Source organism: Streptomyces sp. NPDC043854 (genome assembly GCF_056436005.1).
Genome location: NZ_JBWKDK010000072.1, coordinates 1 through 15,689, shown reverse-complemented (window position 1 = coordinate 15,689; position 15,689 = coordinate 1). Strand labels below are relative to the sequence as shown.

Here is a 15,689-nt window from a genome sequence, read left to right as displayed (position 1 = left end):
CGTGCGTGAACTGTACGAACACCTGCGCCGCGCGGCAAGGGAACGCACGGGCCGCAACCTCGAGCCCAGCGCGGGAATCATCGACAGCCAGTCAGTGGACACCCCCGAGACCGTCGGCGAGGACAGTCGCGGATACGACGGCGGCAAATCACGCGACGGGCGCAAGCGCCACATCCTGACCGACACCGAGGGCCTGCTCCTGGAGCAGCGGCCATAACGACCGTCCGAGCGGCGTTGATTCCCAAGCCTATAGCGCGGGTTCGATTCCCGTCATCCGCTCCACGACAAAGCCCCAGGTCAGCGACCCGGGGCTTGTTTATTGTCTAGACCTCTCGGGGGCCGCCGCGCCTGGTGGCCGCAACGTGCTCGCGTTCGGTGGACGGTGCGTCGTAGACGAGGCCGGTCGCGCGTGCGTTGAACTCGTCGATGTTGGTGCACGTGAGCGCCGGGTCGGCCGAGTACGTGCCGCGCTGGGACATGAGGATCAGATCACGGTCGCGGTTCATGCCGCCGTCGATGGCCATCTTGGCCTCTCCGACCGCGTCGTCGCCGGGTCCGCCGGCGAGCCACACGACCGGGTCGGGTTCGGGTTCGCTGGCCTTGGCCGCCACGATCGCGACACCGAGTTTGATCTTCCGGCCGTCGGGCTTGGTGCGGTTCTCGGGGACCGTGAGCGTTCCGCAGCGGGCCCCTTCGAGTTCGGGGACCGGATCCGCGGTCCGCGGGCAGGGGCCCGGCTCGAAGGTGGCATCGCCCACCGTCCGGGCGACCGTTCCGATCGGCTCTGCGGTGCTGGTGCCCGCCTGGGCGGGTGTCGCGAGCAGGCCCGTGATGAGGACCCCGGTGGCCGCTGCGGCCCACCTGTCGTGGTGCCGTCGCGCGGTGCGGTGGCGACGGGGTGCGGGGTTGAGAGGCATCTGCCCTCCCGTCACCTCGGGGTGATCGTGAACGGTTTCGGGGTGAGACCGGCCACGCAACCGGTGTCGGGCGCGGTCGGATCCTTGAGGAACGAGGCCAGCACCTGCTGGGCGCACGGCGACTGGGGGACCACCCAGTGCCCGATGCCGGGGACCAGTACGGAGGTCGAGTTGGGCAGCGTACGGGCCGCTTGCTTCGCCAGGTCCGCCCCGGTCTTCAGGTCGAAGGTACCGTGGATGATGAGCGTCGGAATGGTGCTCTGGGTGACCACCCGCTGGGTGGCGGAGCGGTCCGGAACGTTCCAGATGCGGCACACGTCGTGCTCGAAGGGGAGTTGCGGCCCCTGGGCGAGGACGGTGTCCGGCCAGTCGGGGAAGGCCTTGCGGCCCGCGTTCAGCACGTCGGATTTCGATGTGCCCGGCGCCCACTCGCTGCACACCACCGACTGCGTGAGGCCATGGGCGGTCATGCCGACCGGCTGAACCGACTCGGCCGCGCGGGCCTTCGCGAAGCGCTCCGTGTCTCCGCGGCTGAGCTCGTCGAGCGCCGCCGGGACGTCGACGGGCAAGACGGCGTTGGCGACCAGTACGTTCACCAGTGCGCCCCCGTCGATGTCGACCTTGACCGGGGCACCGCCCTTCGGCGGACTGGCGGTCAGCGTCAGCGGCTGCGCCTCAAGCTTGCGCACCTGCTTGGTCAGCGTACGGGCGACGTCGGGGTAGCGAGCCTTGCAGGCGGGCTCGGCCGCGCACGCGTCCGCGATGGCCTTGACGCCCTCCTCGTAGTTGGGCCAGGTCACCGGCAGGCGGGTGAGGTTCGAGGGCGAGAGCGAGTCGATCGCCACCGCACGGATGCCCTGGGGATGCTCGCGCATGTAGGTCATGGCCAGGTTGCTGCCGTAGGAGTACCCGTAGACGTTCCACTCCTTGAGGCCCAGTGCGGTGCGCAGGTCGGCGAAGTCCGCCGCGTTCTCCGTGCTGTTGTAGGCGGCCAGGTCGATCCCCTCGGCCGCCAGGCGGTCCCGGCACTGCTTCACCGCGTCCAGCAGGGAGCGCTTGTGGGCCTCCGAGTCGTAGCGCAGGCCCGCGGCCTTGGCGTTGTGCCGGTCGATCTCCGGGCAGGCGAGGTTCGGCTGGCCGTAGAGGTTGCCCCGCTGGGCCATGATGATCAGGTCCCGGTCCCGGTTCAGGCCGGAGTCGACGAGGAAGGGGATGTCGTCGAACGTATCGCCCCCCGGGCCGCCCGCCATGAACACCACGGGGACCTGGCCGGGCTTCGGCGCCGTGGCCGGGATGACCGCCACGGGCAGTTTGATGGTCCGGCTGCCGACCTTGGTCCTGTTCTCTGGGACTTCCAGGAACCCGCACTTCGCGCTGCTGAGCGCCTCGATCGGCTCGGGCGGTTTCGGGCAGGGACCGGGCACGAACCGTGACGGATCGGGCGGGGCCTGTGGTGACGCGACACTGCTCGATGCCCCGCCGAACGCCGTCAGGCAGACCAGGACGGCCGCGGCGGCCGCCGCGCTGATCGGGTGCTTGGACATGCGGTCCCGCTCCTCTGCCGACTTCGCGGCCGCCCGGGCGGGCCGAACCGCAGTGGGTTGGGTGGATCGCACTACCTCAACAGTAGCCCGTGGCGCGAACCCGCGCATACAGAGGGCCGTCGGCACGCTCCGGAACACAGTCGTGCCGCAGGAAACGGACGGGCAGGACGCCGTTCCGGGAATGCAGCCGAACCGTCACCGCTTGCCGGTGCAAAGCCGGTTCAGCAGCACTGATGAAATGTCGTCTCGAACCCACTGCGATGAGCGAAGCCACCCCGATCTCGGCAGCGGGAAGGGCACGTGCCCCATCCGTGCCCTTCGGAGCGGTAAACAGGGGTCAACACGGGTACTGACGGACCCTCACAAGAGGCTTTGCCCACCGACGTATCCCCAGGTCAGAGGCCATATGGCCACCCAGGGCAGCGTTGATTCCCAAGCTTATAGCGCGGGTTCGATTCCCGTCATCCGCTCGTGAAGGAAGCCCCAGGTCAGAGACCTGGGGCTTCCTTGTTGTCTAGACCTACTCAGGAGTCCCGCACCACTTGCGCACCACTTGACCCCTGAGCGGCCTGCTCGGCGGCCTTCTTCCGGGCGGCCTGCACCATCCCGTCCAGGCCCCCGGCAGCCTCCTTCGGCCGCTCGTGGTCCGAGTGCTGGTAGATCAATGCGGCCTTCTCGAAGGACTGGCCCACTTGCGCCCGAACGTCGTACGCGGGAACGGCCCCCCTTCTCCCCGGCACTGCGCCCGGACCCCAGACACAGCAGTGGCCCAGACCATCGCTGGCGCCAGTCGGCGAGATCGGACGAGCCTCGGCCCGGTAGGCGACGTTTCTTGAGGTCCAGTCGAGGACGCCGCGAAGCCGCGGCCTGGGTACCGACCGGGGCACGTGCGTGTCCGCGGTCGCCGTCCCCTCTCACAGCCGTCCGGGCTTGGAGGAGGCGCTGCGCGCCGCCGAGGCGGACAAGGCGGGCACCTGTCCTGCGTTGCCGGCTCACCGCTGCCGGGCTCGTCCTGCGCCGACCGCCAGCGCGCTCCCAGCCGTGATCGTTTGCGGACGCATCCCTGCACATGCAGCAAAGGAATGCACGAACCCCGGTACCGAATTTGCGGTGGCACTCCCCGCAGGCCTGCCGTGGGCCGGAGCCTCCGTGCTGATCACCAACCAGCGCGGTCAGGTCCTGGTCCAGCGCGTCAGCTACCGTCCCACCCGCCTGTTGCCCGGCGGTGCCGTCGACAAGGGCGAGTCCCCCGCCCGGGGCGCTGCCCGCGAGCTGGAGGAGGAGCTCGGGGTCATGGCGACCGTCACCCGCGGGCTGGCCGTTGACTGGGTCTCCCCCGCCGGCCGCACAGCGTCCCCTGCCGTGAAGTTCCCCGGCGAGATCCTCCACGTCTTCGACGGTGGCGTCTGGGACGAGGACCGGATCGCAGCGATCCGGCCCGTCACCGGGCGAGATCGAGGCCGTCGAGTTCGTCGAACCTGCTGACCTGCCTGCTCTGATGTCTCCGGGCGATGCCCGCCGCGCCCTGTCCGCGCTCCGCGCCCGCATCGCCGGCGCCGGTCCCGCGTTCCTTGAGGACGGGCTCCCGATCGCCCCCACCGTCCTTGACCGGGTCGGCGTGCTGCGCACCGCACGAGCCCGTCACCACTTTCCCTTCCATCCCCGCCCGGTCCCCGAAGGCCTCACGGTCCGTCAGTCCTGGGCCTGGAGCTTCGCCCCGGACGGGCGTGTACTCGTCCTCCCCGGCCAGGTTGGAGCAGCCTCACCTCGAGGTGAGCACCAAGTCGTTCACGGTGGCGTTGTGGGCCCACGCGGCGTGTGCGGTGCTGCTGGGCGTGGCCGCGGGGCTCGGCTGGATCAGCGGGTGGTGGACGTCCCTCGCGCTGGTGCAGCTGTTCGGAACCTCCGCGTTCTACACGGCCGGCCAGAAGCCCCTGCCGGGCAAGCACCGGCAGCTGTTGCACGCCGCCTCCGTGCTGGGCGTCGCCAGCGTGGCAGTGCCACTGCTGGCCTTCGGGGTGCTGCCGTGGTGGGTGTGGCTGCTGCCGCTGCTGTGCTGGGCTGGCGGCTACGGTCTGGCCAGCGATGCGAGCGGGGACGGCGCGAGGAAGGCGAAGGCGTGAGCGGATACGACGCCCTGGGCGTGGGCGAGGAGCACGGCCGCCGCCTCGACGCACTCAAGCGCAGCCAGGACACCTTCGAACGCAACACCGACTACGCCCTGTCCAACCTCAAGTCGAAGCTGTCCGACATCGAGGAGACGGTGGAACGCCTTGAGGATCGTGAGCGCAGCACCGAGCGGCGCTTCGACACCCTCGAGGCGGACCTGCAGGAAGCCAAGGAGACCGCCGAGGCGCGCTCCGACGAGTTGGAGGAATCCATCTCCGCGACGGAGAAGGGGCTGGAGAGGCTGACCACGCGGGTGAGCGCGCTGGAGCGGCACCTGCGGCAGGCCGAGGGCGCCGTCGTCGTCGACCTGGACGTCGACCGCGGAGAAAAGCTGAGGGGCCTCGGTCTCGCCGTCGAGGAGGGGCTCGCTGCCGAGGAAGCCCTCCTCTCCGCGCACCAGCGCAACGTCCTCCAGGTACGGATCACCCACTACCAGCAGGCGCGGCAGGCACTGGCCGGGCACCGCTCCACCGTCCGCGACGCCGCCTCCGTACTGGCGTCCACGGCGGCCGGCGACCCGCGCCGCAAGAAGGCCGAGCAGGCGTTCACCACGGCTGCGGCCGAAGCCGAGAAGGGCCAGGAACAGATCGGGCGACTGGCCGAGAGCGCCCAGGGCGCCCAAGCCGAGCAGGCCGCGGACAACGCCCGGCGTGCGAAGTCGGCAGCGGTCATCGAGGCCGGCCAACGTGCGCACACCCAGCTGCGGGTACGCCTGCGCAGCCGGTTGTCCGACGCGCTCACCGGCACCGACCTGCTGCCCGTGTGGTTCACGACGGCGCTCGGCCCCATGGCTCCCCCACGCCGTGCGGAGAAGTGGCTGGAGACCGCCCTGGATGTCCTGGCCTACCGGGTGACATACCAGGTCACCGATCCCGTCCTCGCACTCGGCAGCACACCCGACGCGAGCCAAGCCCCTCGCCGGGCAGCACGGTTCAACGAGCTGAAACGGGACCTGCGCGACTGGGGGTAACCGTGCGCTCCCTCGGCCCGCCCAGCGGTACAGGCCGGACCGAGTTCGCGCCCCCCATCCAGACATTCCTGATACTCGCGGTGTCCCGCGGCACCGCCTGGCCAGCTCGCAGCTTCGGCAATCGACGACTGCGGCTGGCCAGGGCAACAGTACGCTGTGGCTGCCGCAGCAGCGCGAGAGAGCAGGTTCCATGCCGTACAGCGGAAGCGCCAATGTCACCATCGGCGATCACCGGCTGGAAGACGTCCAGTTCGTGTGGGAGGACATGTACAGCCCCAAAAGGCGCGGCCAGGTCGGCTGGGGAATGGGGATCGAGCTTCCCGCAGTCATCGACATGGTCCGCCTGGTGGCAGCTGGTGCGGTCTCGGCCGGCGATCTTGTGAGGCACATGGAGGCCCTCGCTGAGAAAATCCAGACGGAGTACAAACCGTTGTCGCCGGATGACGAAGACGACGTCTGGGGAGCTGCTTGTCCGGCGGCCGGCTGCGAGGTGTGCGACGCGGCGAGAGAGGAATTCGACGCGATCGCGGCGAAGACCCTCGTACAGAGGAAGCGGCTTCAGGACCCAGACACCTACCCGTACGCCGCCGGCAAGCACACTCTGCACAGCAGCTCCTGCCGTCAAACGCGGGAGTCGATCGGCGAGATCCCCGGCACGGACGACTGGTGGGGCAGCGCGGAAGCAATGCTGCACGATCTGCGCCAGTTCGCGCACAAGGGCCTGCGGAACACGGGCTGGGCCACCCTCATGGTGATGCTGACTGCCGAAGAAGCAGTGCAGTGGATCGACAACCACACGGGGCCCCGCGGCGGCGCCCAGTACAAACTCTGCAAGGTCTGTCAGCCTCAGGCCCCCCAGCGCTAGCTGGCCCTGCTGGCACGTTCAACCGAGCGAGGCTGGTGACCGGCCTTCTCCGCTCGTGCCCGGCGCAGGGCGGCGGCGCTGTGCGCGGGCTTGCTCGATCAGGGCTGGCGCATCGTCGGGGACGGTGTCGGGCTCGGGAAACGCGCGGCGAGACAGCTCCCGCATCGCGGCGGTTTACCGCTCCACCGCTTGGGCAATGGCCGGGTCGACGCGGGACGGCGGCGAGGTCGGGTCGACGGCCGCCGTGGCGGGGCCGACCTTCCTGGGGGCGGGCGGCAGGACGTGCAGGGTGCGCACGCTCGCGCCCTACACCTTCTCGTTGGCCGCTTCGATCAACTTCGGCACGCTCCAGCGCAGCTTCGTGCCCTGCGCGGGAGCGTCGAGGCTGACGTCCAGGCAGCCGGTGTCCGCATGGAATTTCACGGCCTGGACGTGCTTGGCGAGCTCGGGCGCGGCCGCGGCGACGATTTCGGCAAATCAGATGAGGCAAGAATGACCATGAAGCTGACATTCGAAGGCGACTGGCGCGCGACGGTGACGGACGATCCGCTGTGCATCACTCCCCGCTTCAATGGCGACGCCTCTGTTGACGTTGTGGGCTACACGGACGTGGTGGAGCGTGAGCGGTTCCTCGCGGACACCTTCGGCAGCCAGGACCGGCTTTGGGACGCGCCTGACATCCTTCGGTTCGACAAGGACAGCCGAGAGCTGGTCGGGGCGGAATTCCACTGGCCGGAAGAGTCCGCCTCCGCCGAGGAAGTCGCCCGCCTTCCCCTCACCCCCGCGGTACGCCCGGGCGGGCTCCGTGCAGACGAGGCCCGGGACTTGCGGCATGAGAGGTGCACCGTGCTCTGCCGCGCCCCCGGGGACACCGTGCTGACCTGTCTACGCGACCTCGACGTCCTCGACAAGCCACTGGACGCCCGCGTCGGCATCCCCCCGACATGGCACTCCTCGTCCAGCACGGCTCCGTGGTCGGCTGGAGCCTCACGGATCCCGCACGGTACCTCACCACCGCGTACACCGACCCCGACCCCGACCCACCTTCCATCGCCACCCGTCGCCTGCTCACCGAGTGCCTGGACCTGATCACCGCGCCGGTGGTCGACGACGTGGTGGAGGGTGCACCCGCCGCCCTGGCCCGGCTCTGGGCCGCCGACAAGGCCCTGCGTGAGCAGCGCGAGGACCGGCGCCGGGCCGACGCCCTACTCGAGCTGATCGCCACCTATGTAGAGGACTACGGAAATTGGTGACGGCTGGCGGAGGACCCGCAGTCGCCTTCAGCCGGGGCGTGTTCCATCTTCTCAAGTTTGTGAATTGAGTGATAATGATTCGAAAGTTCAAGTATCGGCTCAGGAGCCCGCTCGGCGGACTGGCGGCGGACCTCTCGGCCCGGATCGTGCCACCGGGCGAAGCGGCGGCTCCTTCCGTGGGGATCTGCCGAGGAGTCCGCCTACTGCTCCCAGGGTCGGGCATGTACTGGGAGGACCTGGCCTGGCTCTCCTTCGTCGTCGCGCTTCGTGCCGAGGAGCTGTGCGCCAGGTATCCGGAGGGCATGTACCTCGAGATCGTCTCTCTTGACTTCGCGTTGACCGACTACCGGCCGGAGGTTGCCGCCCTCGCCATGGACGGATGGCTACGAGAAGAGTTCGACCTGCCCGATACCGGAATCGCCTGCGCGTACTCGGGCGGCGCGGACCCCTATGCCTTCTCATGGGGTGGTGCGGAGCCGCCGCTACGGAGCCCGCGGCTGTAGAGGCAACGCCGTTCAGTTTGGGTGGGGGCAGGGGTGCCAAGGGCTGTCCGTGAGCATGGTGATGCTGATAGCGGTGTTGTGGGTGGTCCGGTCGATGGCGGGTCCGCGTGCGTTGTATTGGAGATCGCGCGTTTGACGACGCGGTCTTTGGTGCGGACCCGCCGGGCGGGCAGGAGCTGGGCCAGGACGTGGCGTCCGAAGGCTCCGACCAGGCCGATCACGGTGTCGGCGGCGATGCCGGCGGCCCGGACGAGCTGGTCTCGGGCAGCGGCGAGGGCGGTGGTGAAGCCGGCCCGGTCCGGGTCGGTGCCCGGGACGCTGTCGGTGGCGTCCGTCATCGCGGTCCGCAGCGCCTGGCAGGCCACCAGCAGTGCCCACACCTCCTGCTCGATCCCGGCTGGGGTGCGGGCCCGCAGAACCCGTCCGCCCAGGACCGTGGACTTCAGTTCCGCGTATGCCGTCTCGATCTCCCGCGTTCGTGGTAGAGCCGGCCGGCCGACCGCTGGGTAGTCTTCGGATCGTGTGGAAAGAAACAGCTCTTGAGCTTTTTCCTGAGGCCGAGTTCCGGAGGCCCGCGCAAGTGGCGGCCCTCGCTGACGCGGAGCACCGTCTTGGACGCGGGCTGCCTGCCGAGCTGAGGCAGCTGCTCTTGGAGAGCAACGGAGTCATCGGACGTACCGCGGTGGATACCATCTGGCCTGTCGAACAGATCGTCGAGCAGAACCTTCTCTTCCGCTCCGACAGCTCCTTCGCCCAGCTGTACATGCCCTTCGAAGCTCTCCTCTTTTTCGGAGACAACGGGGGCGGGGACCAGTACGCGTTCGTGCAGACGCCCCGGCGCCCGGACATCTTCCTCTGGGAGCACGAGACGGACAGCCGTCGATGGGTGGCACGGGACCTGAGGGACTACCTGGGCCGTTCACTCGCCGAGGGCGGGGACGACTGGTATCGGTAGGCCGTCGGCGTGGTCCCGGAACGCCGACCGGATGCTCGCAAAAACAGGCACCCCACGCCCTACACGAACGAGACCAGCCGAGCCGCCTTCGGCCACAGCAGGACGCTTCCCCGAGCACGGCCGGTCGTCGAGCAGGTGGCTGCGCCGGGAGCGCCGGTCAGCGCGCAGCGCTTTTCCGGTGGACATGCTCGGGCCTCAGACCGAGCATGTCCAGCAGCGCTCTCAGGTCCGCGGCCCCGGTGGCACGGGAAGCCCCAGCGCGGCGGGCCGCGTCCCGGTCCACCGAGCCCGCCCCGGCCAGCAGTGCCGACACAGCCGGCGAAGGGATCCTCCATCCCACCGATGCCACCACAGGCCGATCCCGTCCGCAGCTGCGGTGCTCCATCCGCCCCTTGCGCTCGCGTTTGCGGGGCCGGGAGACGGCCGCCGGCACCGTACCCGCGCGCCGTCGACCACATGGCCGACACTGCGGTCACATCCAGGGCGTTCAGATGCCCAAGTGGTGGGCCTTTTTCGTCGCGCGGAGCGGGGCATCTGCCGGTCCTTTGATGAAGGGACCACGCCAGGGACTGGCGCCCGCGGCAGCGTGGATCGACCACGGTGGCGACCGTAGAGCAGCGGTGTAGGAGGAACGTGACGCTGGCCTTCTGTGCCGGTCATGGCGGTGGTGAGGCGTTCAGTCGCCGGCTGGCTGCCTCGGCACGCTTGCGGCGCTGCCTGCGCTGTCTCCCGGTGCCGCCTGACGGCGGCCCGCTCCTCCTTGTCGGCGGCTGCCGAGCGTGCGCGGAGGTCGGCGAGCTGTTCGCGGAGGTCCGCTGCCTTTGCCTGTGCCGTGCTGAGACTGGCTGTGGCCTCGGCGAGCGCGGTCTGGGCCTGGGCTTCGGCGATCCGGGCGGCCCCGGCCTCGCGCTGGGCGGCTTCCCGCCGGGCGTGCCGGGCACGAGCCCGGTCGTCATCCGGCTTCTGCTGCCTGCTTTGCCGGCGTTGGCGGTTCTTCTGTCTGGGGGCGTGCCGGGGGATGTTGGGGCTCCTTCGGCGGGCGGGCGCCGGGAGCGGATTCGAGTCCGGTGAATCCGCCGGTTGGAGCAGGTGCCGTGGCCAGGCGCCCGCCCTGGACCGGCCCGGCGCTCTCCCGAACCCCAGCTGACCAGTGCGTTCCCGTCCCTGCGAGCAGCACCGCCCCGACCGGAGCCGTGGAACCCGGCGCCCACCCGACGCGACAGCCGGGCCATCACGCTGCCCAGAGGCAGAAGTCTCCGCTCTGAACGAGCAAAAAGGGTCCGCCAGTAAGCTGACGGACCCTCACGCAAGATCGAGGTTAGCCTGCGGGAGTGTTGTCGTACCAGAAGCCGTTATCGTTTTTTTTACCCTTGGAGTAATGAGCGAGTCGGAATGTGATCTCGCTGTCCTCGTAATAGTCCTTATTGCATACCGCCCACGAAGGCGCCCCGTTGCTGTTCGCGCAGGCGCCTTGGCGGTGCCATTTCCCATCGCGCGTGTTGTACCACTCGGCGACGGCTGACTTGCCGTCCCGGGTCGCATCAAGGACCCACCACCTGTCCCCGTCCTTCTCGAAACAGACATGATCGGGAGATCCTTCCATTCCCCGGCAAACCATGCCTTCGTAGTCGCTGTTTGGAGGATAAATATCCGTCTTAACGGCGTCGTTCCACTCGAACGGTATCTTCGCTGCCGATGCAGGGGGAGCCGCAAACCCAATCGTCAAAGTTGCAAGAACCGCCGGAATGGCAATCGCCAGCGAGGATGTTTTCTTCATTTTCCCCTACCTTCGCTCAAAGTTGGACATTGGTTAATTTTGGCGCTTTGGATTTTAGACCGATATTCCTTCTGTATGAGACGGTCGGCTGAATATCTTGCTCCGAGCACAACACCTGGCTCGAAGAATCTGCCGATCCTTGAGAATTGCCTGTGCGCCTCTCGGTCCATCCGTATGGGACTCTCTTCGGGTTCTCGGCGTCACTTCTGGGATTCGGCCAGCAGCCGCAGGGCCTGGTCCTTGAGTTCGGCGTCGGCTTTCGCAGCATCGCCGGCGTCGAAGGGCGGCTGCGGGTCGTACTCGATGGCGAGTTGTACCGCTTTCGCTGTGTTGTCCCCGGCGATGAGGGACGCCAGGTAGAGCGCCATGTCCAGTCCCGCCGATACCCCGGCCGCCGTGATGATCTTCCCCGAGCGGACATAGCGTTCGGGGAGGTAGGTGACGTCGTAGTGGGTCCGGAGATAGTCGGCGGAGGCCCAGTACGTCGTTGCCTGCCGTCCGTCGAGCAGCCCTGCTGCCGCGAGGACGAGCGAGCCGGTGCACACAGAGGTCGTCCACTGGCTGTGCCGGTCGATCCTGCGGATCCAGCGCAGCAGTTCCTCGTTGCCCATCGCCGCGACCGTGCCGCGGTTGCCCGCGCCGGGGACGAGCAGGACGTCGAGGTGATCGACGTCGGCGATGCACTGCTCGGCCATGACGGCTACGTCACCGGTGTCGGTGCGGACAGGACCTCGCTTCTGGGCGACCATGGTGACAGTGGCGCCCGGCAGCCGGGAGAGAACCTCTGCGGGGCCGGCCGGGTCCAGCAGGCTGTAGCCGTCGTACAGCAGGATGCCGACATTCAGGGCCCCGCCGGCCGAGGACGTGAGTGGGCCGGCCTGTGCCGCCTGCGCGGTTGCGGTGCCGGCCGCGCCGACCGTGGCGAGCGCGGCTGTGGCCACCGCCCCACGCAGCAGACCCCTGCGCGTCGTCATGTGCCTCATGGCAGGGAAGTCTTGCGGCCCGGAGGCACGTGTGCGCGCGGCATGTCCGGCATCTTGCGAATCATGTCCCCGCCGCACCCGTAGTGGTCCAGGAACGCCTGGCGCAGGGTCTGTGGTGACCTGAACCCGCAGCGCCGGGCTATCGCGGCCAGTGACAGGCAGCTCGACCGCACCAGATGGGCCGCCGCCTCCGTACGGGCCGCGCGCACCGCCCGGGCCGGTGTCGTGCCCAGGTGCACGGCGAACAGCCGGGTCAGGTGCCGGGTGCTCACACCCGCCCGGGCCGCAAGCGTGCCCGGGGTCAGGTCCTCGGCCAGATGAGCGGCGATGTAGCCGGCCAGGTCCCGCACCAGCCGGTCGCCAGGCGGCGGTGCGGCCAGGAACATGCTGATCTGGGCCTGGTCGGCGGGACGGTGAAGGTATGAGACCAGCTCCCGGGCCACCGCGCGGGCCAGCGTCGGCCCGTGATCGTCCTCGATCAGCGAGAGCGTGAGATCGAGCGCGCTGGTGACCCCGGCCGCGGTGTAGACGTTCCCGTCACGGATATAGAGAGGCCCCACGTCCACGGCCACCTCGGGGTGCCGGGCCGCAAGCTGCTCTCCATACCCCCAGTGCGTCGTGACCCGGCGATGGTCCAACAGCCCCGCCGCGGCCAGCACATAGGTGCCGGTGCACACGGAGGCGACGCGGCGGCTGCGCTCGGCCAGCCGACGGACCTGCGCCAGCAGCCGCTGATCCATCGCCGCCTCCTCGAACCCCACACCACCGACGACGATCAGGGTGTCCAGCCGACCCGTCACCGACTCGAGCCCCCGCCCGGCCCCGAGCACGATCCCTGCCGAGCTACGCGCCGCACGACGGCCCAAAGTGCCCAGCTCTATCTCGTACGGCGGGGTCGCTCCGTACCGGTTCGCGATGTCCAACGCCCCGCTGGGGCACGCAATGTCGAGGATCTGCGCGTCGTCGTAGGCAACGATGAGAATGCGCCGCTGGTCGTCCATGACGACAATCCCACCACGCGCCCGAAACGGCCTCACGCCCGCGTATGGGCATCACCGGAAAGCGGCTCTGTCTCAGAAGGCGGCTTCATGCCCGCCTGGTGGAAGTGGTGCTGGAGGTGAGGGCTTGGGCCGCTCGCGCGCCGGGTTCACCAGCAAGCTCCGCCTGAGTGTCGACGACCGCTACCGCCCGCTGTCCCTGATCGTCTCACACCAGCCCAGCGGGCGGACTGCACCCATTTCAAGCCGGTGCTGGAGAAGATCCGCGTCCCGGGGGATCGGGCAGACCGCGTAAGAAGCCCGACAGCCTGGCGGCATACAGCAACGGGCCTTGCCGTGAATACCTTCGGCGCCGGAGCCGGCACACCATCCCGGAGAAAGCCGACAGCCAGGCCGCCCGCCTACGCAAAGGCCCGCACAGCGGACGGCCTCCGGGCTTCGACGAGGCGCGGCACAAGAAGCGCAACACCGTCGAGCGGGCAATCAACCGGCTGAAGCAGCACCGGGCGGCACCCACCCGTTACGACTGCGCGGCTATGTTTACCTCGGCACGGCCGCCGCCGCAGCCCTCACCATCTGGCTCCGAACGTGATCGCCTAGGCGAAGTGGCGGGCGATGAACCGCTCCCAGGTCAGACTCTCCACGACGTGGGTCGGGATGCCGTAGTACAGCAGGCGCGGGCCGTCGCGGTAGGTGGTGGCTGTTCCCTCGAAGGCGATGACGCGGTCGCCGTCAGCAGCAGGCCGCCCGCGCTCAGCGACAAGGGCAACCAGATCCTGTGGGCTGGGGGAGCACTCGTAACCGACAGGCATGTCCAACCAGCCGGTCACCTCACACAGGTAGCATTCGTCGCCGCAGGCGTCCCACTTGCGGCCCCCGCACCGATGACACTGGTACTGGCTGCCGTCCTCGCTGATCGTCGCAGTCGGATACGGCAGGGGCCGGGTGGCGCGGGCTGTATCGGCCCCGAACTCCGGTTCGCCGCCCCGGTGCAGGCAGAAGTAGATGACCGCCATGGTGTGCTCACCCCTGGTGCGTTGTTGTGGCCTGCCGTCTGTCGTCACTTTGACGACAGGCTTCAGGGCCTGTCTGACAAATGATCACTGAGTGTGTGAGCGCTCGGTCCAATTGCCTTGCCGTCCTGACGCCGGCCGGTGACTCTGGGCAGGTGCCAGGCCAGGGGGAAAGAAGGCGGCGGCAAGAGGATGCGCAGCAGCGGCTTGCTGCTCGCACCGCGCCGGACGCGGGACAGTGGGAAGTGGTCGTTGAGACTCGGGACCAGGCGGAGATGCGTACGCGGTTGCGCCGTCTTCAGGAGGCAGGAGTCGACGGGGCGGTGATCCGGATCGACACGCTGTGCGGGCGCCTGGCGCTGCCGACCACCTACCGGCTGAGCCGGTTCGTGACGGACCCCGCACGGGAGTCCGAGCACGAGCGCTCGTCCACCTGCCCCACGAACGCGGCGCCGAACAGGTCCGCGACGCGTTGGTCGCCACCGTCCAGACACTGCCCTCGCACCTGGTTCGGTCGCTGACCTGGGACCAGGGCTCGGAGATGGCCGCTCACGGCTCGTTCACCGTCGCCACCGACGTCCCGGTCTACTTCTGCGACCCGGCCAGCCCCTGGCAGCGCGGCTCGAACGAGAACGCCAACGGCCTCCTGCGGCAGTACTTCCCCAAGGGCACCGACCTGTCCGTCCACACCCGCGACGACCTCGACGCCGTCGCCGCCGAGCTCAACTGCCGCCCACGCAAAACGCTCGGCTGGGAAACCCCAGCCGAGCGCCTGTATAAGCTCCGACCGGAACCCTGTCACCATCGCGAATGCGTCACGTTGCGCCTCGTACTCGACCAGTTCCATGATCCCGGCCTCCGTGCCGCAGCGACCCTAACCACAGGATCAAACGACAACCACGTGCACGTCCGGCGAACAGGGGAAGGACCGCACAAGTTCGAGTCCCGTTCGACGCCGATCGGAAGGCTGCTCCCACCCCAGCCGCTACAAGCAGGGAACCAAGCCAAGTCGCGTCGCGGCTTCGAGACTCGCCGTTCAGCTCTTCCGATCGGCACGTAGGGTCTGGAGATGGACATAGTCAGTGGTGTCGTTGGCGTCGCGTATTCGCACTTCTACATTGCCGAGCACGTTGAGGAGGGGTTCAACAGTGTCGACCAGCTGCCGGACTTTCATACTGACGAGCCCGTGATCGGCACACCCGGCAAGCTCACCATCGTTAGTTGCGTTCAGGAACACGATGCCTGGGTGACTCTCATGCTCGCTGAGGCTGAGCCTGTGCAGCAGACGAAACAATGGCAATCGCTGGGCTCTTGGCCGTACCGGCCGGTCTGCCGGGGCCGGATGGAAATCTCCGGCCCCACGACCGGCCCTGCCGTGCCGGCGTTGGGCTGGCTTCCGGGTAGCCAGGGGTACGCCCCAACGCTGACACTCCACCCAGCGACGATCTACAGGATCCACGTCTACGCCAGGGGCCGAGAAGACTCCAGAGCCCGGTACGAAGCCGCAATGGCCCGCGAGGAATGGGGGCTCCGTGAGGGGTTCGAGGACTACGTAGTCATCTTCATCCCTGCCGGGGAGCAGGCCACCCCCCGGGCCGCAGGTTAAACGGCAAGCTTAGTCGTTGCAGACCGCCTGACCTGGGCGGACTAAGGGCTGTCCCGTAAATGATCTTCCTGTTGCCTCGGGCATGGTTGGTCGCCGTGTGGGTGGCTCGGCTATCCGGCGAGGGCGAGGTTGTGCA

Annotated in this window: 17 protein-coding genes and 1 pseudogene; 10 read left to right on the top strand and 8 right to left on the bottom strand. The window is 68.6% G+C overall.

Features of this window, described 5'->3' with window-relative positions:
- Position 1: 1 nt before the first annotated feature.
- Positions 2-217 (top strand): transposase, encoded by a 216-nt coding sequence (locus AC068A_RS34195; RefSeq protein WP_478590192.1) that lies wholly within the window; start codon positions 2-4, stop codon positions 215-217.
- A 106-nt stretch (positions 218-323) separates the two neighbouring features.
- On the opposite strand, the gene AC068A_RS34190 is transcribed toward AC068A_RS34195, so the two are convergent.
- The 3 genes from AC068A_RS34190 to AC068A_RS34180 all read right to left on the bottom strand — a co-directional run bounded on the left by AC068A_RS34190 (position 324) and on the right by AC068A_RS34180 (position 3,153).
- Positions 324-917 carry a hypothetical protein gene (locus AC068A_RS34190; RefSeq protein ID WP_478590179.1) on the bottom strand — a complete coding sequence of 198 codons (594 nt, stop codon included), beginning with the start codon at positions 915-917 and terminating at the stop codon, positions 324-326.
- Between the two features lie 11 nt (positions 918-928).
- Positions 929-2,461 carry an alpha/beta fold hydrolase gene (locus AC068A_RS34185; protein WP_478590178.1) on the bottom strand — a complete coding sequence of 511 codons (1,533 nt, stop codon included), beginning with the start codon at positions 2,459-2,461 and terminating at the stop codon, positions 929-931.
- 524 nt (positions 2,462-2,985) lie between these two features.
- On the bottom strand, positions 2,986-3,153 hold the full coding sequence (locus AC068A_RS34180; protein ID WP_478590177.1) for a hypothetical protein: 168 nt from the start codon (positions 3,151-3,153) through the stop codon (positions 2,986-2,988).
- A gap of 418 nt (positions 3,154-3,571) precedes the next feature.
- Between AC068A_RS34180 and AC068A_RS34175 the strand changes: the two genes are divergently transcribed.
- From AC068A_RS34175 to AC068A_RS34160, 4 genes are all read left to right on the top strand, one after another.
- Positions 3,572-3,946, top strand: coding sequence for an NUDIX domain-containing protein (locus AC068A_RS34175; RefSeq protein WP_478590176.1), 375 nt, complete (start codon positions 3,572-3,574; stop codon positions 3,944-3,946).
- Positions 3,947-4,233: 287 nt separating this feature from the next.
- Positions 4,234-4,584: a hypothetical protein gene (locus tag AC068A_RS34170; protein ID WP_478590175.1), complete on the top strand. Its 351-nt coding sequence runs from the start codon at positions 4,234-4,236 to the stop codon at positions 4,582-4,584.
- Positions 4,581-5,600, top strand: a complete 1,020-nt coding sequence (locus AC068A_RS34165) for a CopG family transcriptional regulator (protein ID WP_478590174.1) — start codon at positions 4,581-4,583, stop codon at positions 5,598-5,600. The genes AC068A_RS34170 and AC068A_RS34165 overlap by 4 nt, the downstream gene beginning before the upstream one ends.
- 190 nt (positions 5,601-5,790) lie before the next feature.
- On the top strand, positions 5,791-6,465 hold the full coding sequence (locus tag AC068A_RS34160; protein WP_478590173.1) for a hypothetical protein: 675 nt from the start codon (positions 5,791-5,793) through the stop codon (positions 6,463-6,465).
- Between the two features lie 174 nt (positions 6,466-6,639).
- On the opposite strand, the gene AC068A_RS34155 is transcribed toward AC068A_RS34160, so the two are convergent.
- Complete coding sequence (locus tag AC068A_RS34155; RefSeq protein ID WP_478590172.1) at positions 6,640-6,762, bottom strand: hypothetical protein; 123 nt, start codon at positions 6,760-6,762, stop codon at positions 6,640-6,642.
- A 647-nt stretch (positions 6,763-7,409) separates the two neighbouring features.
- On the opposite strand from AC068A_RS34155, the gene AC068A_RS34150 reads away from it, so the two are divergent.
- The 3 genes from AC068A_RS34150 (at position 7,410) to AC068A_RS34140 (ending at position 9,176) form a co-directional block, all read left to right on the top strand.
- The gene (locus AC068A_RS34150; RefSeq protein ID WP_478590171.1) at positions 7,410-7,718 is read left to right on the top strand and encodes a hypothetical protein; all 309 of its coding nucleotides are present in this window, start codon (positions 7,410-7,412) and stop codon (positions 7,716-7,718) included.
- A 221-nt stretch (positions 7,719-7,939) separates the two neighbouring features.
- A complete protein-coding gene (locus AC068A_RS34145) occupies positions 7,940-8,221 on the top strand; it encodes a hypothetical protein (RefSeq protein ID WP_478590170.1) in 282 nt (93 codons plus the stop codon).
- Positions 8,222-8,741: 520 nt separating this feature from the next.
- Positions 8,742-9,176, top strand: coding sequence for an SMI1/KNR4 family protein (locus AC068A_RS34140; RefSeq protein WP_478590169.1), 435 nt, complete (start codon positions 8,742-8,744; stop codon positions 9,174-9,176).
- Positions 9,177-10,494: 1,318 nt separating this feature from the next.
- Here the strand turns inward: AC068A_RS34140 and AC068A_RS34135 are convergent.
- From AC068A_RS34135 to AC068A_RS34120, 4 genes are all read right to left on the bottom strand, one after another.
- Positions 10,495-10,953, bottom strand: a complete 459-nt coding sequence (locus tag AC068A_RS34135; RefSeq protein ID WP_478590168.1) for a hypothetical protein — start codon at positions 10,951-10,953, stop codon at positions 10,495-10,497.
- A gap of 200 nt (positions 10,954-11,153) precedes the next feature.
- Positions 11,154-11,927, bottom strand: coding sequence for a DJ-1/PfpI family protein (locus AC068A_RS34130; protein WP_478590167.1), 774 nt, complete (start codon positions 11,925-11,927; stop codon positions 11,154-11,156).
- Between the two features lie 5 nt (positions 11,928-11,932).
- Entirely contained in the window at positions 11,933-12,919 is a 987-nt protein-coding gene (locus tag AC068A_RS34125; RefSeq protein WP_478590191.1) for a GlxA family transcriptional regulator, read from the bottom strand.
- Between the two features lie 611 nt (positions 12,920-13,530).
- Positions 13,531-13,950 carry a hypothetical protein gene (locus AC068A_RS34120; protein WP_478590166.1) on the bottom strand — a complete coding sequence of 140 codons (420 nt, stop codon included), beginning with the start codon at positions 13,948-13,950 and terminating at the stop codon, positions 13,531-13,533.
- 421 nt (positions 13,951-14,371) lie between these two features.
- Here AC068A_RS34120 and AC068A_RS34115 point away from each other — a divergent pair.
- Positions 14,372-14,728: pseudogene (locus tag AC068A_RS34115) on the top strand (IS30 family transposase); the annotation flags it as partial.
- Between the two features lie 288 nt (positions 14,729-15,016).
- Positions 15,017-15,553 (top strand): hypothetical protein, encoded by a 537-nt coding sequence (locus AC068A_RS34110; RefSeq protein ID WP_478590165.1) that lies wholly within the window; start codon positions 15,017-15,019, stop codon positions 15,551-15,553.
- The last annotated feature ends 136 nt before the right edge of the window (positions 15,554-15,689 follow it).